Source organism: Sphingomonas sp. PvP055 (genome assembly GCF_040546365.1).
Lineage (GTDB): Bacteria > Pseudomonadota > Alphaproteobacteria > Sphingomonadales > Sphingomonadaceae > Sphingomonas > Sphingomonas echinoides_A.
In genome coordinates this window covers 3,388,947-3,409,410 of record NZ_JBEPNS010000001.1, presented here as the reverse complement: position 1 = coordinate 3,409,410, position 20,464 = coordinate 3,388,947, and the positions used below count along the sequence as shown (strand labels likewise).

At 63.7% G+C, this 20,464-nt stretch carries 17 protein-coding genes and 1 pseudogene; 10 read left to right on the top strand and 8 right to left on the bottom strand.

The annotated features are described in order from the left end of the window. Positions 1-40: 40 nt before the first annotated feature. On the top strand, positions 41-1,714 hold the full coding sequence (locus ABIC16_RS16110) for a glycoside hydrolase family 43 protein (protein ID WP_354291838.1): 1,674 nt from the start codon (positions 41-43) through the stop codon (positions 1,712-1,714). A 57-nt stretch (positions 1,715-1,771) separates the two neighbouring features. Here ABIC16_RS16110 and ABIC16_RS16105 read toward each other — a convergent pair whose 3' ends face one another. The 3 genes from ABIC16_RS16105 to ABIC16_RS16095 are packed head-to-tail and all read right to left on the bottom strand — an operon-like array spanning position 1,772 to position 5,268. Then, positions 1,772-2,470: an SDR family NAD(P)-dependent oxidoreductase gene (locus ABIC16_RS16105; RefSeq protein WP_354291837.1), complete on the bottom strand. Its 699-nt coding sequence runs from the start codon at positions 2,468-2,470 to the stop codon at positions 1,772-1,774. Between the two features lie 53 nt (positions 2,471-2,523). Then, positions 2,524-3,882: a methyl-accepting chemotaxis protein gene (locus ABIC16_RS16100; RefSeq protein ID WP_354291836.1), complete on the bottom strand. Its 1,359-nt coding sequence runs from the start codon at positions 3,880-3,882 to the stop codon at positions 2,524-2,526. A 42-nt stretch (positions 3,883-3,924) separates the two neighbouring features. After that, positions 3,925-5,268 (bottom strand): methyl-accepting chemotaxis protein, encoded by a 1,344-nt coding sequence (locus ABIC16_RS16095; RefSeq protein WP_277967946.1) that lies wholly within the window; start codon positions 5,266-5,268, stop codon positions 3,925-3,927. 232 nt (positions 5,269-5,500) lie between these two features. On the opposite strand from ABIC16_RS16095, the gene sdhC reads away from it, so the two are divergent. Genes sdhC through sdhA form a run of 3 tightly spaced genes read left to right on the top strand, consistent with a single transcriptional unit; the run spans position 5,501 to position 8,115 of the window. Then, positions 5,501-5,920, top strand: coding sequence for a succinate dehydrogenase, cytochrome b556 subunit (sdhC, locus tag ABIC16_RS16090; protein WP_277967686.1), 420 nt, complete (start codon positions 5,501-5,503; stop codon positions 5,918-5,920). 1 nt (position 5,921) lies between these two features. After that, entirely contained in the window at positions 5,922-6,320 is a 399-nt protein-coding gene (gene sdhD, locus ABIC16_RS16085) for a succinate dehydrogenase, hydrophobic membrane anchor protein (protein WP_277967685.1), read from the top strand. Next, positions 6,313-8,115, top strand: a complete 1,803-nt coding sequence (sdhA, locus tag ABIC16_RS16080; protein ID WP_354291835.1) for a succinate dehydrogenase flavoprotein subunit — start codon at positions 6,313-6,315, stop codon at positions 8,113-8,115. Before sdhD ends, sdhA begins: the two co-directional genes overlap by 8 nt. 517 nt (positions 8,116-8,632) lie before the next feature. Here sdhA and rplA read toward each other — a convergent pair. The 4 genes from rplA to rplJ all read right to left on the bottom strand — a co-directional run bounded on the left by rplA (position 8,633) and on the right by rplJ (position 11,035). Beyond that, on the bottom strand, positions 8,633-9,331 hold the full coding sequence (gene rplA / locus ABIC16_RS16075; protein WP_354291834.1) for a 50S ribosomal protein L1: 699 nt from the start codon (positions 9,329-9,331) through the stop codon (positions 8,633-8,635). 4 nt (positions 9,332-9,335) lie between these two features. Continuing rightward, on the bottom strand, positions 9,336-9,767 hold the full coding sequence (gene rplK, locus ABIC16_RS16070; protein ID WP_010160412.1) for a 50S ribosomal protein L11: 432 nt from the start codon (positions 9,765-9,767) through the stop codon (positions 9,336-9,338). Positions 9,768-10,053: 286 nt separating this feature from the next. Then, complete coding sequence (gene rplL / locus ABIC16_RS16065) at positions 10,054-10,431, bottom strand: 50S ribosomal protein L7/L12 (protein ID WP_242139444.1); 378 nt, start codon at positions 10,429-10,431, stop codon at positions 10,054-10,056. A 70-nt stretch (positions 10,432-10,501) separates the two neighbouring features. Then, positions 10,502-11,035 carry a 50S ribosomal protein L10 gene (gene rplJ, locus ABIC16_RS16060; protein ID WP_277967682.1) on the bottom strand — a complete coding sequence of 178 codons (534 nt, stop codon included), beginning with the start codon at positions 11,033-11,035 and terminating at the stop codon, positions 10,502-10,504. 474 nt (positions 11,036-11,509) lie between these two features. Here rplJ and ABIC16_RS16055 point away from each other — a divergent pair, with 474 nt between their 5' ends. After that, positions 11,510-13,390 (top strand): AsmA family protein, encoded by a 1,881-nt coding sequence (locus tag ABIC16_RS16055; protein ID WP_354291833.1) that lies wholly within the window; start codon positions 11,510-11,512, stop codon positions 13,388-13,390. A 122-nt stretch (positions 13,391-13,512) separates the two neighbouring features. On the opposite strand, the gene ABIC16_RS16050 is transcribed toward ABIC16_RS16055, so the two are convergent. Continuing rightward, a complete protein-coding gene (locus tag ABIC16_RS16050; RefSeq protein WP_354291832.1) occupies positions 13,513-15,585 on the bottom strand; it encodes a catalase in 2,073 nt (690 codons plus the stop codon). A gap of 290 nt (positions 15,586-15,875) precedes the next feature. Between ABIC16_RS16050 and ABIC16_RS16045 the strand changes: the two genes are divergently transcribed. The 5 genes and pseudogenes from ABIC16_RS16045 (at position 15,876) to zapE (ending at position 20,337) form a co-directional block, all read left to right on the top strand. Continuing rightward, entirely contained in the window at positions 15,876-17,120 is a 1,245-nt protein-coding gene (locus ABIC16_RS16045; protein ID WP_354291831.1) for a tetratricopeptide repeat protein, read from the top strand. 78 nt (positions 17,121-17,198) lie between these two features. Continuing rightward, the gene (locus ABIC16_RS16040; RefSeq protein ID WP_354291830.1) at positions 17,199-17,771 is read left to right on the top strand and encodes an ATP-dependent Clp protease proteolytic subunit; all 573 of its coding nucleotides are present in this window, start codon (positions 17,199-17,201) and stop codon (positions 17,769-17,771) included. Between the two features lie 139 nt (positions 17,772-17,910). Beyond that, positions 17,911-18,696, top strand: a complete 786-nt coding sequence (locus tag ABIC16_RS16035) for a succinate dehydrogenase iron-sulfur subunit (RefSeq protein WP_277967677.1) — start codon at positions 17,911-17,913, stop codon at positions 18,694-18,696. Between the two features lie 52 nt (positions 18,697-18,748). Continuing rightward, complete coding sequence (locus ABIC16_RS16030) at positions 18,749-19,219, top strand: PaaI family thioesterase (RefSeq protein ID WP_277967676.1); 471 nt, start codon at positions 18,749-18,751, stop codon at positions 19,217-19,219. 7 nt (positions 19,220-19,226) lie between these two features. Next, positions 19,227-20,337: pseudogene (gene zapE / locus ABIC16_RS16025) on the top strand (cell division protein ZapE). The last annotated feature ends 127 nt before the right edge of the window (positions 20,338-20,464 follow it).

The following is a 20,464-nucleotide window of genomic DNA, read 5'->3' as shown; positions in this document are numbered from 1 at the left end:
TGCCGCGACCAACTGCAAGGCGAGACTGACCATGCGCGCTATGTCCCGACCGATTTCGACGACGATCCGATCCGCTGCAATCGCAACGGTGGTGATCGCTTCGGTCGCAGGCAGCGCGCAGGCGGCGGGCCCGGCGCGGTTCGACTGGGTGGAGTATCGCGGCACCGACGGGACCGCGGTCCCGGCGGGAAGCTATCGCAATCCGATCCTCGCGGGCTATCACCCCGACCCCAGCATCGTCCGCGTCGGCGCGGACTATTATCTGGTCAACTCGACCTTCTCCTGGTTCCCCGGCATCCCCGTGTTCCACAGCCGTGACCTCGTCCATTGGCGGCAGATCGGCAACGCGATCGACCGGCCGGGCCAGCTCGATTTTACCGGGCGCGGCATGTCGGAAGGCGTGTTCGCGCCCGCGATCAACTATCATGCGGGACGGTTCTATATCGTCAACACTTGCGTTCGGTGCGGCGGAAACTTCGTCATCACTGCAACCAATCCGGCGGGGCCGTGGTCGGACCCGGTGTTCCTGCCGACGGTCGAGGGGATCGATCCGTCGCTGTTCTTCGATACCGACGGCAAGGCGTGGCTGATCAACAACCGTGAACCCGTCGGCGGATCGACCTATGATGGGCATCGCGCGCTGTGGATCGAACAGTTCGATCCGGTTCGCCTCAAGATGCTCGGCAATGCCAAGATGGTGGTCAACGGCGGGGTCGATCTTTCCGCGAAGCCGGTCTGGATCGAAGGACCGCATATCTACCGCGTCAAGGACGCCTATTATCTGACCGCGGCGGAGGGCGGCACCAGCGTCAATCACAGCCAGGTCGTATTCAAATCGGACTCGGTGACCGGACCCTATGTCCCCGCACCGCGAGCGATCAACCCGATCCTGACCCAACGCGACCAGCCCGCCGGTCGCGCCGATCCGATCAGCGCGACCGGGCATGCCGATCTGGTGCAACTGCCGGATGGGCGCTGGTGGTCGGTGTTCCTCGGGACCCGGCCGTATGCGCAGGACTATTACAACATCGGGCGCGAGACCTTCCTGCTGCCGGTCGACTGGTCATCGGGCTGGCCGGTGATCCTGCCCAAGGGCCAGACCGTGCCGCGTGTGGTGCGCGCACCGTTGCCGGCGGTGACGGCGCATTCCGTGCCGCTGACTGGGACCTTTTCGGTTCGGACCGATTTTACGGGGCCGCGGCTGGGGCTTGAGTGGATGACGATGCGCGGTGCGCCGTATCAACTTGGCGGAGGCACGTTGCACCTTGATCCGCTGACCGACGGAATTGGCGATTTTGGTAAGCCTGCGTTCGTCGCGCGGCGACAGGAACACAGCACCGCGAGCGTCACCACCGAGGTTCGCTTCACGCCCGGTGAGGGAGAGATGGCGGGGCTCGCCGCGGTCCAGAACGACGCCTATTTCCTGACGATCGCGCTGACCCGGCATGACGGCAAGACCTTCATCCGCGCGGCGCGCCGTGCCGGGAAAGATGAACCCCGCACCGGCGTGACTTTGGCAGAGCGCGCTGTTCCGGTGGCGGGGCCGGTGCGTTTCCGGATCTCGGCGCGGGGCGGGCGGTACGATCTCGCTTATGCGCTCGGGAAACAGTGGGTAACGCTCGCGCCAGACGTGGACGCGACCAACCTCAGCACCAACAAGGCGGGTGGGTTCGTCGGGACGATGATCGGACCGTTTGCGCAAGGGAAGCGGTGATCGCCTTGCGCGGTTTCCAGGGGAATTGATTCGTTCCTGGTGCGCAGCCCGCCGTCGTTACCGCACGTAGCTCGCGCCGTTTACGTCGAGCACGGCGCCGGTCATGGACGCTGGCGCCTCCAGCGCAAGAAAACGCGCAACATCCGCGACTTCGTCCGGCGCGGCGACGCGGCCGAGCGGAATGTCCGCCAGAAGTTTGTCGCCCCCGCGGCTCGACAGATAGTCGTCCGCCATGCCGGTCATCGTGAGGCCGGGGCATATGGCGAAGGCCAGAATGCCTTCGCTGGCGTAGCCACGCGCGATGCTCTTGGTCATTGCTACCATTCCCGCCTTGGACGCGGCGTAATGCCAGTGCGCAGGCGAATCCCCGCGATAGGCAGCGCGGCTCGCGACGTTGACGATTCGACCGCCGGTGCCACGGCTTTGCCAGTGCAGCACCGCCAACCGGCATAGCTCTGCGGCGGCGGTAAGGTTGATGCGCATCGTGCGGTCCCACGCCTCGACCCATGCGTGATCGTCGTTTTCCAACGGGTTGGCGTCGAACACCCCGGCATTGTTGATCAATACGTCGATCGTGCCGCCAAGCCGTTCGAGCGCTGCATCCCACAAGGCGCGCGGCGCGGCGGGATCGGCGAAGTCTGCCGGGATGCCGCTGCGGGTACCGTGCCCGACGATCGCGACGTCGGGACGATCGAGCGTTGCTGCGATGGCGGCACCGATGCCGCGCGACGAACCGGTGAGAAGAATGTTGGTCATGTGCCTGTCCTACCGGGGACCCGCGGCGCAACCAACCCTCGCCGGACGCGATATCAGGCGGCGGCGCTCGCCGAAAACGCGTCTGCCGCGCCTTTCAGATCCCGCAATTGATCATCGACCTTGCCAAATTCGCGTTCAAGCGTGTCGATTTCACCAGCGATATGGTCGGTATCCTCGCGGATTGCGACGATCGTGTGCGACATTGAGTCCGCTGCGAGCGCGGTTTCGTCAACTGCTGCGGTGATGGCCGTCACCGTCTGTGCTTGCGCTTCCATGGCATGGCGGATGCGGATCGCGCTTTCCTGAACTTCGCCGACGGTCGCCTTGATCGACGCGTTGGTGGCGACGGTCGAGCGGGTGGCGGACTGTATGGCGGAGATTTGCGACGCGATATCGTCGGTCGCGCGCGCGGTCTGGCTCGCGAGGCTTTTCACTTCCTGCGCAACCACGGCGAACCCGCGACCGGCATCGCCCGCGCGCGCGGCTTCGATCGTGGCATTGAGGGCGAGCAGGTTGGTCTGTCCGGCGATGTCGCGGATCAGCCCAAGGATCGATTCGATCGACTTGGCGTGATCGCTGAGCGTCTCCGACATACAGACCGCGGTCCCCGCCTGGGTCGAGGCGCGTGTCGCGATCGCGGTTGCCGCCTCGACTTCGGTGCGGGCGTCCTCGATCGCGCGAATCAGGCCGGCGGCGGTCTGTGCCGCCTCGCGCATGGCGGTGGCGGATTGCTCTGCGGCGGCGGCGACCTCGCTGGTCTTGCCGGTCATTCCGCGCGTCGAACAAGCCGCACCCTGGGCCTGGACCCGCAAGCGATTGCCCAGCGCCACGGTGCCTTCGATCGACGTGGCGATCGTTTCGCTGAAATGCGCGGAACGGTCGCGGCGTTCTGCGCGTGTGCGTTCGGCGTCGTGCGTGCCGAGATGTGACGCCATGACATCCGCCTCGACCAGCGCCAGCCGTTGCACCGCATCCGCCAGGATGCGGAGGCGGGGCGATCCGACGCCAATCTTTTCCTCGATCAGGCGCAGCGTGCAACTGTGCGCGAAACTCAACGAGGCCAGCAGCGCTTGCAACGGGATTCCCGCGTTTTGCGATCTGGCGACGTGGTGCGTCGCCATGCGCGCCCACTCCTCGCTCTTCGGTGCCGCATATTTCAGGAGCGTATAGCGACCGCTTTCCGCGACATTCGATGCGAGCGCGGCTTCGTCGAACATCGGACGAATATGGGCCGATACCGGCAAAGCCAGATAATACTCCCAGAACGTCCGCGAGATCGCCAGCTCGTCACCACTAATGATCGTAGCGATTTCGGCGCTCGCCGCGATCAGCGTATCGTCCCAATCATAGTCGGCGACCCGTTGCGCAGCGGACCGGTTCTCGCCGCTCCATCTGCCCACTTGACTCGTCATCGTCTTACTCCCTGGAGCGCCACAAGACCCGCTCGATTTCGGTTACGCTGCGACCTTGGTCACGAATTCTCCGGCGCTGTTCTTGAGTGCCCCAAGCTTGCTGTCGAGCGAGTCGAAACCGCGCCCGACGCTGTCGATCTCGGAGGCCACGGATTCGGTGTCTTCCCGGATCGCGGTGATCGTGTTCGACATGGAATCCGCCGCCAGCGCGGTTTCGTCGACCGCCGCAGTGATTGCGGTCACGGTCTGGGCCTGCGCTTCCATTGCATAGCGGATCCGGTTCGCGCTCTCCTGGACTTCTGCAACGGTCGATTTGATCGACGCGTTGGTTTCGACGGTAGAGCGCGTGGCAGACTGGATCGCGGCGATCTTGGCGGCGATGTCGTCGGTAGCGCGGGCGGTCTGGCTGGCGAGACTCTTCACTTCCTGTGCGACCACCGCGAAGCCGCGCCCCGCGTCGCCGGCGCGGGCCGCTTCGATCGTAGCGTTGAGCGCGAGCAGGTTGGTCTGGCCGGCAATGTCGCGGATAAGTCCGAGGATCGATTCGATCGACTTGGCATGGTCGCTGAGCGTTTCCGACATGCCGACCGCTGCGCCCGCCTGTGTCGAAGCGCGGTTCGCGATTTCCGCGGCGGCTTCCACTTCGGTCCGGGCATCCTCGATCGCGCGGATCAGGCCGGCGGCGGTTTGTGCGGCTTCGCGCATTGCGACCGCGGACTGCTCGGCGGCAGCGGCGACTTCGCTGGTCTTGCCGAGCATGCCGCGCGCGGACGTGGAGGTGCGCATCGATTGGCCGCGCAAGACTTCGGATTCCTGGGTCGCTTTCTCGACCGTCAACGCGATCCCCTCGCGGAACTCGGCCGCAAGCCGATCACGCTGGCCCGCTGCGCTATGCGCGCAAAAGGCATTGTAGATTTCGACCGTGATCTCGCTTTCGAGACCAGTCAGCCGCAACACGGTGTCGATAAAGGCGGGGAGACGCGGGTCGCCCGGTTCGATCCGCTTGAACAGGATCGTCAACGCGGCGCGGTCGCTGGCGCAGGTCATCGACAGAAGCGCCATCGTCGAGACGCCTGCGGCATAGCCCGCGGCAACCGAACGCTCCATCGATTCAACCCAGGCACGACCGCTGACATCGCAGAAGCGATTGCGCAGATAGGCGACTCCGAGCTCGACCATCCTGGTTTCCTCGTGCGGTTGCCAATTGGTCTCGCCAAGTCCGGCGCGGCGCCATTGCCCCCAGAACGCACGGGCGATCTCGGGCGCATCGGGTTCAAGCACCGCCCATACGGCGCGCGCTGCGGCTTCGAGCGTATCGTCGAAGTCGAACGCCCGGAGTCGTGCGCGGATATCGATGGTCGCGGCAATCTCTCCGGGAGCGGGCAATGTACTGAGGTTCAACGTGGACGCTCCGTCTCTGGCAAGGCCGGCGCGCGAAACGCCCGCCCTTTGAGTAACGCCTGCTGGTTAACGCAGTGTAACCGGCAAAATGGATGATTGTGTCGGATGCATCTGCGGTATCAGCCAGAATCCTTGCATCATCGGCTCGTCGGATTAAGAGGGCACCAACCCGCATTCGATCGGCAATCGACCCTGCAATTGATGAGGACATGCCGCCTTGGCCAGCACGACACCAACGACCAAACGCGCCCGACCGCTCAGCCCGCATCTGAGCATCTGGAAATGGGGGCCGCACATGACGGTCTCGATCCTGCACCGCGTCACCGGCAGCGGGATGGCGACGGTCGGCACGCTCGTCATGGTATGGTGGCTGGCCGCGATTTCGGGCGGAGCCGAAAGCTACGCCACGTTCCATCATGTGTTCGGCGAATTCGCCGGCGGCGCGCTTGGCTATCTGTTCGGGATCGGGCTGACGCTGTCCTTCTTCCAGCATATGGCCACCGGGATCCGCCATTTCGTGATGGATACGGGCGCGGGCTATGAGCTCAAGCGTAACAAGTCCGGTGCCCTTGCCACGATGGTCTTCTCGGTTGCGGCCACCGCGGTCGTCTGGGTCTACCTGCTGGGGGTCAAGTAACATGGCATATGGAACCGAACTCGGCCGCGTGCGCGGTCTCGGCAGCGCCAAGGAAGGCGCGCATCACTGGTGGCAGCAACGCCTGACGGCGGGCGCCAACCTGTTCCTGATGCTGTGGTTCTTCCTCGCGATCCTGCGGTTGCCGGCGTATGACTATGACACGGTCCATACGTGGCTGTCGTCGAGCTGGGCGGCGATTCCGATGATGCTGTTGATCGTCTCGGTCTTCTACCATTTCCGGCTCGGCCTGCAGGTCGTGATCGAGGATTACGCCCATGCCGAGAGCCGCGTGCTCGCAATGGTCGCGCTCAACTTCTTCACCGTCGTGACCGCCGGCATCGCCATTTTCGCGATCCTCAAGGTCGCCTTCACCGCTACCACCGGAGTGCCGCATGCCTGAGGCATATAAGATCATCGACCATACCTATGACGCCGTCGTCGTGGGTGCGGGTGGCTCGGGCCTCCGCGCGACCATGGGGATCGCGGAGAGCGGCCTAAAGACCGCGTGCATCACCAAGGTCTTCCCGACGCGCAGCCACACGGTGGCGGCGCAAGGCGGCATCGCGGCGAGCCTCGGCAACAACTCGCCGGACCATTGGTCCTGGCACATGTACGATACCGTCAAGGGATCCGACTGGCTCGGCGACCAGGACGCGATCGAGTATATGGTGCGGGAAGCGCCGCAGGCAGTGTACGAGCTCGAGCATGCCGGCGTGCCGTTCAGCCGCAACGACAATGGCACGATCTACCAGCGTCCGTTCGGTGGCCACATGCAGAACATGGGCGAGGGGCCTCCGGTCCAGCGCACCTGCGCCGCGGCCGATCGTACCGGTCACGCGATGCTCCACGCGCTGTACCAGCAGAGCCTGAAGTATAATTCCGATTTCTACATCGAGTATTTCGCACTCGACCTGATCATGGAAGACGGCGTGTGCCGTGGCGTGATCGCCTTGTGCATGGACGACGGATCGATCCATCGTTTCCGCGCGCATTCGGTCGTGCTGGCGACGGGCGGCTATGGCCGCACCTACTTCTCGGCGACCTCGGCGCACACCTGCACCGGCGACGGCAATGCGATGGTGCTACGCGCTGGGCTCCCGCTGCAGGATATGGAGTTCGTCCAGTTCCACCCGACCGGTATTTATGGCGCGGGCGTCCTCATCACCGAGGGTGCACGCGGCGAGGGTGGTTACCTCACCAACTCCGAGGGCGAACGCTTCATGGAGCGCTATGCCCCATCGGCGAAGGACCTGGCGTCGCGCGACGTCGTGTCGCGCTCGATGGCGCTCGAGATGCGCGAAGGCCGCGGTGTCGGCGAGCATAAGGACCACATCTTCCTGCACCTCGATCACATCGATCCCAAGGTGCTGGCAGAGCGGCTTCCGGGCATCACCGAGACGGGTAAGATCTTCGCCAACGTCGACCTGACGCGCCAGCCGCTGCCGGTGACGCCGACCGTCCATTACAACATGGGCGGCATCCCGACCAATTATCACGGCGAAGTCGTCAACCTGCGCGACGGTAACCCTGACTCGGTCGTCCCCGGCCTGTTCGCGGTCGGTGAAGCGGCGTGCGTTTCGGTCCATGGCGCGAATCGCCTCGGCTCCAACTCGCTGATCGATCTTGTGGTGTTCGGCCGTGCGACGGGTCTGCGTCTCAAGGAGACGCTCAAGCCCAACACGCCGCACAATCCGCTCCCCAAGGGGTCGGAGGACATGGCGCTCGGTCGCCTAGATACGTTCCGCAACGCCACGGGCAGTTCGCCCACCGCGCAGATCCGGACCGACATGCAGCGCACGATGCAGAAGCATTGCGCGGTGTTCCGCGACAACGAGCTGCTCGCCGAGGGGCAGCAGAAGATCACCGCGACCTATCAGCGGCTGCAGGACGTGCACGTCACCGATCGCTCGCTGATCTGGAACACCGATCTGGTCGAGACGCTCGAGCTGGACAACCTGCTCGCGCAGGCGGTCGTGACGATGGAGAGTGCAGCCAACCGCAAGGAATCGCGCGGGGCGCATGTCAACGAGGATTATCCCGATCGCGACGATGCGAACTGGATGAAGCACACCACCGCGACCTTCAACGGCTGGGGCGGCAAGGCGGGCAAGGTCGATATCGGCTATCGCCCAGTGCATGACTACACGCTCACGGACGATGCCGAGTATATTAAGCCGAAGAAGCGCGTTTACTGATTGCTGTCGGCAGCGGTGCCGGACTTCCTGCAATTGCAGGGGAACGGCACCGCTCCGATCTTATGGAATCGAATGTCTTGCGTCGCATAGCGTGACGCTAGCGCTGGCGCCTTCGTCGCCATCGGATACGTCGGCTTAGCCCGCGTCCCTCTTCCATTATCCTGCATTAGAAACACTTTTGCGAAGGTCTTCGTTGCCTCAGGCTGGTCCCGGGGGCCACCGCCATTTGTGTTCTTGAGTCACCCCGATATTCACACGGTGGACCCCGCCGCAAGGCCGGGGTGACGCAGCAAGAGACTGTGCGACGATCCCCACAAAGGTTTCGCGCAGGGAGATCAGAGGATCGTCTCAGGGCGTTGCCCCATTCGGCTCCTGCGTTCGCAAGGATGGCATCTGCGTAGACCAGTGCCCACTATCGAAGAACGTCTCGCCTCGCAGCCGATGCCCTAACTTCAGCCCATACAAAAAGGGCCGGAGTTTCCCCCGGCCCTTTCGGATTGCTTGAGGCAGGAAAGGCTTACGCCGCCGAAACCTCGGCGGTGTCGACCTTGATGCCGGCGCCCATGGTCGAGCTGACGGCAACCTTGCGGACATACTTGCCCTTGGCACCCGTCGGCTTGGCCTTGACGATCGCATCGACCAGCGCGTCGAAGTTTGCGCGCAGGTCAGCAGCCGGGAACGACGCCTTGCCGATGCCCGAGTGGATGATCCCGGCCTTCTCGACGCGATATTCGATCTGGCCGCCCTTGGCTGCCTTGACCGCTTCAGCGACGTTCATCGTAACCGTGCCGAGCTTCGGGTTCGGCATCAGGCCCTTCGGACCGAGCACCTTACCGAGGCGACCGACGACGCCCATCATGTCCGGGGTCGCGATGCAGCGATCGAAATCGATCGTGCCACCCTGGACGATTTCCATAAGGTCTTCCGCACCGACGACGTCTGCACCAGCGGCACGGGCTTCGTCAGCCTTGGCACCCTTGGCGAACACGCCGACGCGAACCGTCTTGCCGGTGCCCTTAGGCAGCGTGACGACGCCACGGACCATCTGGTCCGCGTGACGCGGATCGACGCCGAGGTTGAGCGCGACTTCGATCGTCTCGTCGAACTTCGACGTTGCGTGGGTCTTCGCCAGCGCGATCGCTTCGTCGATGCCGTACAGCTTCTCGCTGTTGATTGCGGTGCCGAGCGTCTTTGCCTTCTTGGTCAGCTTTGCCATGATCTCAGCCCTCCACCACTTCGAGGCCCATTGCGCGGGCGGAGCCTTCGATGATGCGGGTTGCCGCGTCGATATCGTTGGCGTTGAGATCCTTCATCTTCGCAGTCGCGATTTCCGAAAGCTGCGAGCGCTTGATCTTGCCGGCAACCGTCTTGCCCGGCTCCTTCGAGCCCGACTTGAGGCCAGCGGCCTTCTTGATCAGGAACGTCGCGGGCGGCGTCTTGGTCTCGAACGAGAAACTGCGGTCGGCATAGACGGTGATGACGGTGGGGAGCGGCGTGCCGACTTCCTGGTCACCGGTCGACGCGTTGAACGCCTTGCAGAATTCCATGATGTTGACGCCGCGCTGACCCAGCGCAGGACCAATCGGGGGCGACGGGTTGGCCTTGCCGGCCGGCACCTGAAGCTTGATGTAGCCTGTAATCTTCTTTGCCATAAGGCGGTCTCACTCTGTCATAGGGCGCAGCGCCTAAGCGCGACGCCCGGTTCAAGTTTAGCGGTTCAAGCGACGCCTCGGTAAAGAGCCGCCTCCCGCAAAGTCCATCGATGTCTCGTTGGAAGGGTGCGCGCATAGCCGAACGGGGGCGAGGATGCAACAGGGCCGCGATCCATGAGGGCACCCGAACGCAAAAAGGGCGACCCCTTCGCAGGGGCCGCCCTTTTTGGTTCGAACCAAGGTCCGGTGGGGAAGGGCGCCGGTTGCCCGCCGCCCTTCGTCCGCCTTACTTGACTTCGACGGTCGCGCCAGCTGCTTCGAGCTGGGCCTTGATCTTGGCTGCTTCGTCCTTCGAAACGCCTTCCTTGACGGCCTTGGGAGCCGACTCGACCAGCGTCTTAGCTTCGGTCAGGCCGAGCGAGGTGATCGCGCGGACTTCCTTGATGACGTTGATCTTCTTGCCACCGTCGCCGGTGAGGATGACGTCGAATTCGGTCTGCTCTTCAGCTGCCGGAGCAGCTGCGCCGCCGGCTGCTGCGGGTGCTGCTGCGACTGCCGCAGCGGCCGAAACGCCCCACTTCTCTTCGAGCATCTTCGACAGGTCTGCTGCTTCGATGACGGTGAGAGCCGAAAGCTGGTCAACCAGCGCGTTGAGGTCTGCCATGTGTAGTCTCCATTGGTCGGGGCGTCGCCCCATGGTTTCAGTTCAAAAAGTCTCGAATACCCGACAGATGTCAGGCGTCCGCCGTTTCCTTTTCGGCGTCCTTCTCGGCGTAGGCCGAAAGCACACGAGCGAGCTGAGCCGCAGGCGCCTGCGCAATCGTCGCGAGCTTGGTTGCAGGTGCAACCAGCAGGCCAACGATCTTGGCACGCAGTTCGTCCAGCGACGGCATCGTCGCGAGTGCCTTCACGCCGTCCACGTCGAGGACGGTCGCACCCATCGCACCACCGACGATTTCGAACTTGTCGTTCGTCTTCGCGAATTCCACGGCCACCTTGGCGGCCGCGACGGGGTCGATGGAACTGGCGAGACCGACCGGACCGGTGAGCATGTCGCCCAGCGGGGTGTAGTCGGTGCCGTCCAGAGCGATCTTGGCAAGCTTGTTCTTCGAGACCTTGTAGGTCGCACCGGCATCCCGCATCGCGTTGCGCAGCTTGGTCGACTGGGCAACGGTCATGCCGAGGTTACGGGTGACAACCACCACGCCAACTTCGGCAAAAGTGCGGTTCAGCTCGGTAACGAGCTCGGTCTTTTGAGCGCGATCCATGCCATTCTCCACTTATGGTCGCACCGCGAACGGCACGACCGGTTACGAACCGAGACGCAGTTGCGCCTCGGAAGGTGTCCAGCGATGGGGAATGGAAGCGACGCCAACCTCCGACGAAGCGGTGGGTAGGCGGCAAGCCGTCACGCCGGAAAACCGGTGTGCGGTGAAATCCTGTCCCCGTCTCGGCAGGGCATTAAGACCGACGAAATTCGGCCACCTGCTGTCTCGGACGGTCCCGGCCCAAGCGAACTCGGATCAGGAGAGCGGCGGCCAATAAAGGGATGTGGGGGAAAGTCAACGGGGGCGGGCGAAAGGGGCAAGGGGCTTCGCAATGTTGAACGAGACACATACAGATACGCTGGTGAAACCAACTGACGGTTCTAGGGTTGTTGAAGCGTGATCGATCTTCCCGCTTCGGCCCCTTCCGAGCAGCCCGCCCTTCCTTCCACATCCAAATCGCGATGGCGTTCGCGGTTGCTGGCGACCGCTGCGGTAGGCGGCGGGATCGTCGTCATCGCGCTGGTTGCACTCGGGGCGTTTCCCGTCGGGATGATGCGCGGCGTCGTTGAAAACCGCTTGTCCGCGGCGCTCGATACCAAGGTACAGGTCGGCTCGGTCACGCGCGACACGCTGTTTTCCTACACGCCGACCGTATCGATTCGCGACGTTTGGATCGCCCAGCCTGCATGGGTTGGACCGGGGGATTTCGTTCGGCTGGATAGCGTGAGCCTGCGCGTGCCGGTGTTCCGGTTGCTGACAGGCGCTTTCAAGCCCGATCGGATCAGCGTGGACGGCGCACGCGTGGCGCTGGTGCGCGACGTGTCGGGGCGCAAGAACTGGGAACCTGAGCGCAAGACGCCCAAGCGTGGGGGAGACAGCCGCCCGAGCTTGTCCGATCTGACCGTCACCAACAGCCAGATCGTCATCCGCGATGCCAAGCGCGGGTTGACGGTTTCCGGTCCGTTAAGCGTCGATGCTGCGCGTGGCCTACAATATGCGGCGACAGGCACCTTCCAGAATACGCCTGCCCGACTGGAGTTGCACGGCGGCAAGATCACCGGGATCGACCCTACCGCGTCCTATCCGTTCGCCGTGTCGCTCGCATCGCCGGCATTGCGCATGACGGTGAAGGGGGCGATGCGCGGTGTACTCGACACGCGCCATTTCACCGCCGACGTCAGCACGCAGGCGCCGACGCTCAAGAACCTCGACCGGATCATCGAGGCGGGGCTGTTTGGATCACAACCGATCGATTTTCGCGGCAAGATCCGGCATGATGGACGTGACTGGTATGTCGACCGGATTGCCGGGAGTATGGGGCGATCGCGCTTCTCTGGCCTGGCGACGATCCATAAGGATGGTGCGCGAACCATGATCGACGCGAAAATCGATGCAAGCCAGTTCGACTTCGACGATCTGGCGGATACCGAAGGTCGCGCGAAATCGGCGGCGCGTAAGGCCGCGATCGGCGCACGCGTGATCCCGCCGACGCGGATCAACCTGTCCAAGCTCGGCAAGACCGACGGGCGGCTGGTGTTCGCCGCGCACAAGTTGCTTTCGAGTGGCGGGACGGTATTCAAGAGCCTGTCGGGCACGCTCACGCTCGATCACCGGACGGTGACGGTCAGCAACATCGTCGCGACGCTGGCGAGTGGTCGAATGACCGGGACGGTCAAGGTCGATCATCGCAGCGGCAATCCAAAGCTCGGGGTCGACGTGCGTCTGGCCGGGCTGACGCTGGACGCATTGGTCGGCCAGCCGAAGATGATCTCGGGGCCGGTGCGCGGGCATATCGTGATGAACGGGCAGGGTGATACCGTGCGCGAGGCGATGGCGCACGCCAGCGGCAAGGCGGCGATCGTCGCGACCGACGGGCACGTCCAGCGGATGGTCGCGGATGTCCTCGGGCAGAACCTGAGCGGCGCGGTGTCGCACGCTATCAGCGGGCCGAGCCAGGAAGTTCCGCTGCGCTGTCTCGTCGCGAACTTCCGCGCGACGCGGGGCGTGCTGACGCCAAACCCGCTCGCAATCGATACGGGCGCGTCGGTCGGGCGCGGTTCCGGGCGGATCGTGCTCGACGGCGAACGACTCGATCTGACCCTAGCGGGGGCGAGCAAGAGCCACGCGTTGCTGCGGATTACCGATCCGATCCATGTGCGCGGGACCATGAGTTCGCCAACGGTGTCGGTCGCGGGGATCGGCGCAGCGGAGAAGCCGACCGCAGGCGGGGTGCTTCGCGTGCTGGGGCGCTCGATCGGGGAGGCGCTGGGGATCCGGAAGACGCCATCCTCGGCGGAAGGGCGGCCGCCGACGACGATTAATTGCTCGGCGGCTGTGGCGGCGGCGCTGCGGTAATCCCTCCGTATGCCGCCCGATGAGTTCAGGCAAAGCAAGGGTGCCCGGCATGACGCCGGATCAAAAAAAAGGCCCGGTGCAAATCGCACCGGGCCTTTTCCTTCAGACTATCGTTTTGCGAATCAGGCGAGATCGCGCACGTTCGGCTCACGCGCCCAGAAGCGCTTCGCCGCTGCCTTGGCGAAGTCCGCGCCCAGATCAGTCACGCCTTCGTCCTTCTCTACGCCGGCCTTGTCGAGCAACGGCTGTGCCGCTGCGCTCGCACCGACCGCCTTGAGGTGCCCGAACGCGTCCATCGCGAACTGGACCGCCGCGCCCTGCTTGAGCAGCATCGCGCAACCCTCTGCCGACAACGCGATCGCGACCGCGTCGAAGATCTGCGACGGCGTGCCGGCGAGCTGGCCATCGGCCTTGCGCTTGCTGCCGTCCGACAGCGTTGCGCCGCCGACCTTGGGCGCGACCAGCACGGCCTTGCCCTTGGCGTCCTTGATCGACGCAACCAGCGCGTCGAGTTCGGCGGCGTCGGTGCCGTCCGCGATCAGAATGCCGACGACGCGGCCTTCCAGCGTCTCCTTCATGTTCTTCTGGATCGACAGCGCGTCCGAAGGCTTCATGTCGACCGGCTCGCGCGCGGCCTTCGCCTTCTCGGGCAGGTCGATGTTGAGGCCGTCCGCGACACGCTGCGCGAGACCCTCATCGACGTTGCGCAGATTGGCGACCATCCGCGGCGGAACCTGATCGAGCAGACCGACCTTCGATAGCTCGAACACGAACGACGACGCGATATGCGCCTGCTCGTTTTCGGTCGCCGAATTGAAGAACAACCGTGCCTGGCTGTAGTGATCCGCGAACAGTTCCGAACGGACACGGAGCTTGTCGCCCGTCTCATTGTCGCCGGTCGCGGCATTGGTCGTCACATAGCCCTTGGTCGCGCTCTCGCGCGGGCCGCCATCCTCGCCGTGCGCGGCAAGGCTGTTGGGCTCGTAATTCGCACGGCCCTTGGGGACCTTGGTCTGCATCATCCCGTCACGCTGGAAGTTGCCGGCCGGCGAGCGCGGGCTGTTGATCGGGATCTGGTGGAAGTTGGTCGTCCCCAGACGCGACTTCTGCGTGTCGAGATAGCTGAACAGGCGACCCTGGAGCAGCGGATCGTTCGAGAAATCGATCCCCGGCACGACGTTGGTCGGCAGGAACGCGACCTGCTCGGTCTCGGCGAAGAAGTTGTCGACGTTACGGTCGAGCACCATCCGCCCGATGATCCGGACCGGGACGTCCTCTTCCGGGATCAGCTTGGTCGAATCGAGCACGTCATACGGCTGCGCTTCGGCAAACGCCTGGTCGAACACCTGGATGCCGAGCTCCCACTCGGGGAAATCGCCGGTGTCGATCGCCTCGAACAGGTCGCGACGGTGATAGTCGTTGTCGGCGGCCTGAAGCTTGAGCGTCTCGTCCCAGATCGTCGACTGGAGGCCGAGCTTGGGCTTCCAGTGGAACTTGACGAAGCTGCTGTTGCCCTCGGCGTTGACGAGGCGGAAGGTGTGGACGCCGAAGCCTTCCATCATCCGCAGCGAGCGGGGGAGGGTACGATCCGACATAGCCCACATCAGCATGTGAGTCGCTTCGGGCATCAGCGATGCCCAGTCCCAGAAGGTGTCGTGCGCGCTGCCGGCCTGCGGATAGGCGCGGTCGGCTTCCATCTTCACCGAATGGATCAGGTCGGGGAACTTGATCGCGTCCTGGATGAAGAACACCGGGATGTTGTTGCCGACGAGATCCCAATTGCCTTCGGTCGTGTAGAACTTGACCGCAAAGCCGCGCACGTCACGCGGGGTATCGACCGAGCCTGCGCCGCCGGCGACGGTCGAGAAGCGGACGAAGACCTCGGTCTTCTCGCCCTTCTTGAACACCGCTGCGCGCGACAGGTCCGAAATGTCGTCGGTCGCTTCGAAATAACCGTGTGCGCCCGAACCGCGTGCGTGGACGATCCGCTCAGGGATCCGCTCGTGGTCGAAGTGGAAGATCTTCTCGCGCAGGACGAAGTCCTCGAGCAGCGTCGGGCCGCGCGAACCGCTCTTCAGGCTGTTCTGGTTGTCGGAAATGGGGACGCCGTGGTTGGTCGTCAGGACCGGCGCATCGCCTTGCGCCTGCTGGTGCGTCTCGCCACCGTTGCCGGTGACCGTGTCGAAATCTGCCATGTAGGGAGCCTTTTTGGGGGTTCGGGCAGACGACGAACGCGGGGCGGGTAGGTTCCGTAAAAGATGGTTGATGCAGATTGAGGTGAGCGAAAGCTGCGGTGTGCGGCTGACCCATGGCCCGTCGTCACGGAGCCGAACTAGGCATAACCTTGCCGGCAAACACATTCCGGATGTTGGACTATCAAAAGAGGTTTTCTACCGGTCTCTTAAATGGAATAGAAGTGCCTGGGGTGGTTGAGACAAGTTGGGGGGTAGGGGTGCCGATCGAGCTATATCGTAGCAATACGCTTGTGGTCAGGCAGGTGGCGATCGAGGAATGTGACCGATGGGTCATCACGTTCGATCATCATAGTATCGGGGATGGCTTTGATCGCGAAGGCTTTGGCGAAAGCTTCCTGAAGGCAAACGGCATATCAGCGATTCACATGCTCGGCCGCGGTAATGATTGGTACCAATATGACGACATCTTCGCGGCGGCTGCGGTCGTTCGTGCCGCGACGAGCCGCGCGGTGCGACGGGTCGCGTATGGATCGAGCATGGGGGCATATGCTGCGGTTCGCTTAGCCGATGCGATCGGGGCCGAGGCCGTCTTGGCGCTCTCGCCGCAATGGTCGGTCGATCCCGCGATCGTAAGCTGGGACAATCGCTGGTCGCAGGATGCGAATCGCATCCGCTGGTTGAGTACGATGGCCGGGCCGCTGCGCTGTCCTGCATCCACCGTGCTCGTCTATGATCCACACCTGCCGCTGGACCGCCGCCATGCCCAACTGATCGCTGAGCATACCGGATCGCGACTGTTGCCGGTGGCGCATTGCCTGCACCCTGCCAGCACGTTTCTAGGCGAAGTCGGTCTGCTGCGTAGGTTGCTCGAGGACCTGCTGTATGACCGGTTCGATGCGAGCGCCATGGCGATGGAGATCCGGGCGAGACGCGCATACAGCGCGGTCTATCTGGGCGCGCTGGCGGAACGGCAACCGGCTGTCCGTCCACGTACTGCGATCGCGCTTGCCGGCAAGGCGCGGCTGGTACAGCCCGATTCGGAGCTTGGCATGCTCAGTCTCGCCAAAACCCTGACGCGGACCGGCAATCACGACCAAGCACTGGCGATCCATCGTCAGATCGCGGTCAAGGTTAAGCGTCTGCCGATGTATCTCGTCCCGTTCGCCAATGCGCTGGTCAGTGCGGGGGACGGACAGGAGGCGATCGCGGTTGCCGGGGAAGTGGTGGATGCCGAGCCTGACGTCGGTCACCTGCGGAACTGGTATGCGACGATGCTGTGGCGGCGGGGTGAGCGCGCAGCAGCCGTCGTGCAGATGGCGCGGGCGGTCGCGCTCAATCCGACGGAGCGGCGTTATCGCCGGAAGCTCTTCCGATATCGCCTGGCACGGCAAGCGTGGACGATTCTTGACGTCATGACGTTGCAGGCGATCCGCGAGGGGGCGGCGAACCGGAAGCGCATGGGTGCGCTGGCCGCATCTGCAATTCCGGGACGCCTCGGCGTTCGCGCCGACGTAGGCGATGTGGCCGGGTCGTGACTCCGGTCTGATTGCGATCGATCGTGGTTAATTACGATCGGGAGGAACCGCAGGCTTTGTATGCGGGTTTCGGCGGCCATGACCCAGACCTCAGATCCTACGCGCTATCCGCTGCTCGCCAACCCGCACATTCGTCTGTCTGGCACGGTGGACCAGTTAATGTACGAGAACTTTCGCGCACAGCTCGGCAATTGCCCGAAGGACGGTACGCTTGTCATCGCGCTGACAACGTTGGGCGGCGATCCCGAAGTTGCGCGGACGATGGCGGACGATATCCGGCTGCTTGAGGATCACGACGGACGCGAGATCCTGTTTCTTGGCAAAGTCGCGGTCTATTCGGCGGGTGCGACCTTCATGTCGGCTTTCCCGGTCGCGCGTCGCTTCTTGACGCGCCACACCCGGCTGATGCTGCACGAACGGCAAATCACCAAGCAGATCGACCTCAACGGGCCGTTACGGATGGTCGTCGCGTCCATCAAAGCGGCGCTCCACGAGGTCGAGCATTCGATCGAGATTGAGGAAGAAGGCTTTCAGGCGATCGTCCGCGACAGCCAGGTTTCGTTCGAGGAACTGCGCCAGAAGGCCCCGTCCAACTGGTATATCGAAGCCGAGGAAGCGCGCGATCGTGGGCTCGTGCTCGACGTCATCTGATCGGATGAGGCCGCGCCCCGCAATCGCACTTGCAGCAATTCGATGCCGCAAGGGTTTGCGGGGCGGGCATTGCTTGTGTACGGCTACCCGCACAACCCGGCGGTAACCCGCCCTCCTGGATGGAAAACGCGAGCAAGCGATGGCCGAATTCTTCCTCCCCGCCAACTCCAAGCCCAAGTCGGGTGGCAAGGTTCATAAAGCGGCGCCCGAAGCGAAACGTATCAAGAAGTTCAAGATCTATCGGTACGATCCCGATGCGAACGCGAACCCGCATTACGACACGTTCGAGGTCGATCTCGACTCGTGCGGCCCGATGGTGCTCGACGCACTAATCAAGATGAAGGGCGAGCAGGATTCGTCGCTCACCTTCCGCCGTTCGTGCCGCGAAGGCATTTGCGGGTCCTGCTCGATGAACATCGACGGCAAGAATGGCCTGGCGTGCACGACCGCGATCGAAGACGTGAAGGGCGACATCCGCATCACGCCGTTGCCGCATATGGAAGTGATCAAGGACCTCGTTCCTGACTTCACGCATTTCTACGCGCAATATTCGTCGATCAAGCCGTGGCTGCAAACGGTCACGCCGCCGCCCGCCGGCAAGGAACGACTCCAGTCGCCGGCCGAGCGCGAGCAGCTCGATGGTCTGTATGAATGCATTCTGTGCGCCTGCTGTTCGACGGCATGCCCGAGCTACTGGTGGAATTCGGACAAGTTCCTCGGCCCGGCGATCCTGTTGCAGGCCTATCGCTGGCTCGCCGACAGCCGCGACGAGATGACCGGCGAGCGACTCGACGAACTCGAGGATCCGTTCCGCCTGTATCGCTGCCACACGATCATGAACTGCGCGAACGTCTGCCCCAAGGGTCTCAACCCCGCCAAGGCGATTGCCGAAATTAAGAAGATGGAAGCAGAACGCGTCGTATGAGCAGCGCCGCCCCGTCCGTGAGGACGGGGCCACGCCCGAGGATAAACGACGTTTGACCGCTCCGTTCACGTTCGACGATGATCCGGATCTGGCCGGATGGAAGCGGTGGCAGTTTCACGACGCCACCCGCTACAATGCCTTCCTGGAACCGCTTCAGGTTCGGGTCGAAGGCGAGATCGCACGAGTCCGAATGATGCCGCGGCAGGCACATTCCAATATGCGGGGCCATGTCCATGGCGGTGCGCTGCTCGGATTCATGGATGTCGCGCTGTTCGCCGCGGCGCGCGGGTTCGATGTCTTGTCTGCGGGCGGGGCGGTCACGCTCGACCTGTCGGCGCAGTTCATCGGGGGTGGCGCGTTGGACGTCCCGCTCGAGGCGCGGATCGAACTGCTGCGCGAAACCCGTAACCTGCTCTTCCTACGCGGCCTGATCGTCCAGGACCATACTCCCACGATCGCCAGCTTTTCGGGCACGCTCCGCAAGTCCGCGTCCCCGGCTGCGACGCTTCCCCAACCAGAATGATCCCGGCATGACCAATGTTATCGCGCGCTATGACGCGCTGATCGCCTCCGGCGAACTCCGTCCCGACGCTGAGCAGGCAGCCGCGGCGCGGCGCCTGGCGGAATTGGCGACCGCACTGGAGGCAACGCCCAAGCGCGGCTCGATGCTATGGCGCGTGCTCGGTCGTAAGCCGGAGCCTCCGCGCGGCGTGTACATGTGGGGCGGGGGTTGGTCGCGGCAAGTCGATGCTGATGGACCTGTTCTTCGACGCGCTCGACATCCGCCGCAAACGGCGCGTCCATTTCGCCGAATTCATGCTCGAAGTGCACCAACGCCTCGCGGTCGAGCGCGCCAAGGAGCTGGGGGACCCGATCCCACCGCTGGCGAAAGCGATCGCCGAGGAGGCGCGGCTGCTCGCGTTCGACGAAATGATGGTGACCAACAGCCCCGACGCGATGATTCTGTCGCGGTTGTTCACGCTGTTGCTGGAGGAGGGCGTGACGGTCGTCACGACTTCCAACCGCCCACCCGCCGACCTGTACAAGAACGGGCTCAACAGGGAGCATTTCCTGCCCTTCATTGCGCTGATTGAAGCGCGGATGGATGTGATTACGCTGAATGGACCGACCGACTACCGCCGTGATCGGCTGGGATCGGTCGACACTTGGCTCGTCCCGAACGGCCCCGAAGCGACCCGACTGCTCTCGGGCGATTTCTTCCGCCTGACCGACTTCCCGGTCGAGGACCGCGCGCATGTCCCGTCCGAGGATCTGGTGGTGCAGGGGCGCAGCGTCCATGTTCCGAAGGCGCTCAAGGGCGTCGCCGTGTTCAGCTTCAAGCGGTTGTGCGAGGAGGCACGCGGGAGCGCGGACTATATCGCGATCGCGCGGCGCTATCATACCGTTATCCTGGTCGGCATTCCAAAGTTGGGGCCGGACAATCGCAACGAGGCGGCGCGGTTCGTGGCGCTGATCGACGCGCTGTACGAACAGAAGGTCAAGCTGCTCGCCGCCGCGGATGCCGAGCCGCAGGACTTGTACGAAAGCGGGGATGGGCGGTTCGAGTTCGATCGGACGATCAGCCGGCTGGAAGAGATGCGGTCGGAAGAGTATCTTGCTGCGGGGCATGGCGGGGATTGAATCCGACGCGTCGTAAGAAACTGTTTCCCAGCGAAGGCGGGGATCCAGAGCCATACGCGTCGCATCTCCGTAACGCTGGGCTCGCGCCTGCGGAGGATCCCGATAAAGGCTAATTGCACTTGCGAAT

Coding starts and splice junctions, on each gene's coding strand:
- ABIC16_RS16100 (WP_354291836.1), bottom strand. CDS start 3,882: ATGACGAGTCAAGTGGGCAGATGGAGCGGCGAGAACCGGTCCGCTGCG.
- sdhD (WP_277967685.1), top strand. CDS start 5,922: ATGGCATATGGAACCGAACTCGGCCGCGTGCGCGGTCTCGGCAGCGCC.
- rplL (WP_242139444.1), bottom strand. CDS start 10,431: ATGGCAGACCTCAACGCGCTGGTTGACCAGCTTTCGGCTCTCACCGTC.
- ABIC16_RS16050 (WP_354291832.1), bottom strand. CDS start 15,585: ATGGCAGATTTCGACACGGTCACCGGCAACGGTGGCGAGACGCACCAG.
- ABIC16_RS16105 (WP_354291837.1), bottom strand. CDS start 2,470: ATGACCAACATTCTTCTCACCGGTTCGTCGCGCGGCATCGGTGCCGCC.
- ABIC16_RS16035 (WP_277967677.1), top strand. CDS start 17,911: ATGGCCGAATTCTTCCTCCCCGCCAACTCCAAGCCCAAGTCGGGTGGC.
- ABIC16_RS16110 (WP_354291838.1), top strand. CDS start 41: ATGTCCCGACCGATTTCGACGACGATCCGATCCGCTGCAATCGCAACG.
- ABIC16_RS16040 (WP_354291830.1), top strand. CDS start 17,199: ATGACCCAGACCTCAGATCCTACGCGCTATCCGCTGCTCGCCAACCCG.
- sdhA (WP_354291835.1), top strand. CDS start 6,313: ATGCCTGAGGCATATAAGATCATCGACCATACCTATGACGCCGTCGTC.
- rplJ (WP_277967682.1), bottom strand. CDS start 11,035: ATGGATCGCGCTCAAAAGACCGAGCTCGTTACCGAGCTGAACCGCACT.
- rplK (WP_010160412.1), bottom strand. CDS start 9,767: ATGGCAAAGAAGATTACAGGCTACATCAAGCTTCAGGTGCCGGCCGGC.
- rplA (WP_354291834.1), bottom strand. CDS start 9,331: ATGGCAAAGCTGACCAAGAAGGCAAAGACGCTCGGCACCGCAATCAAC.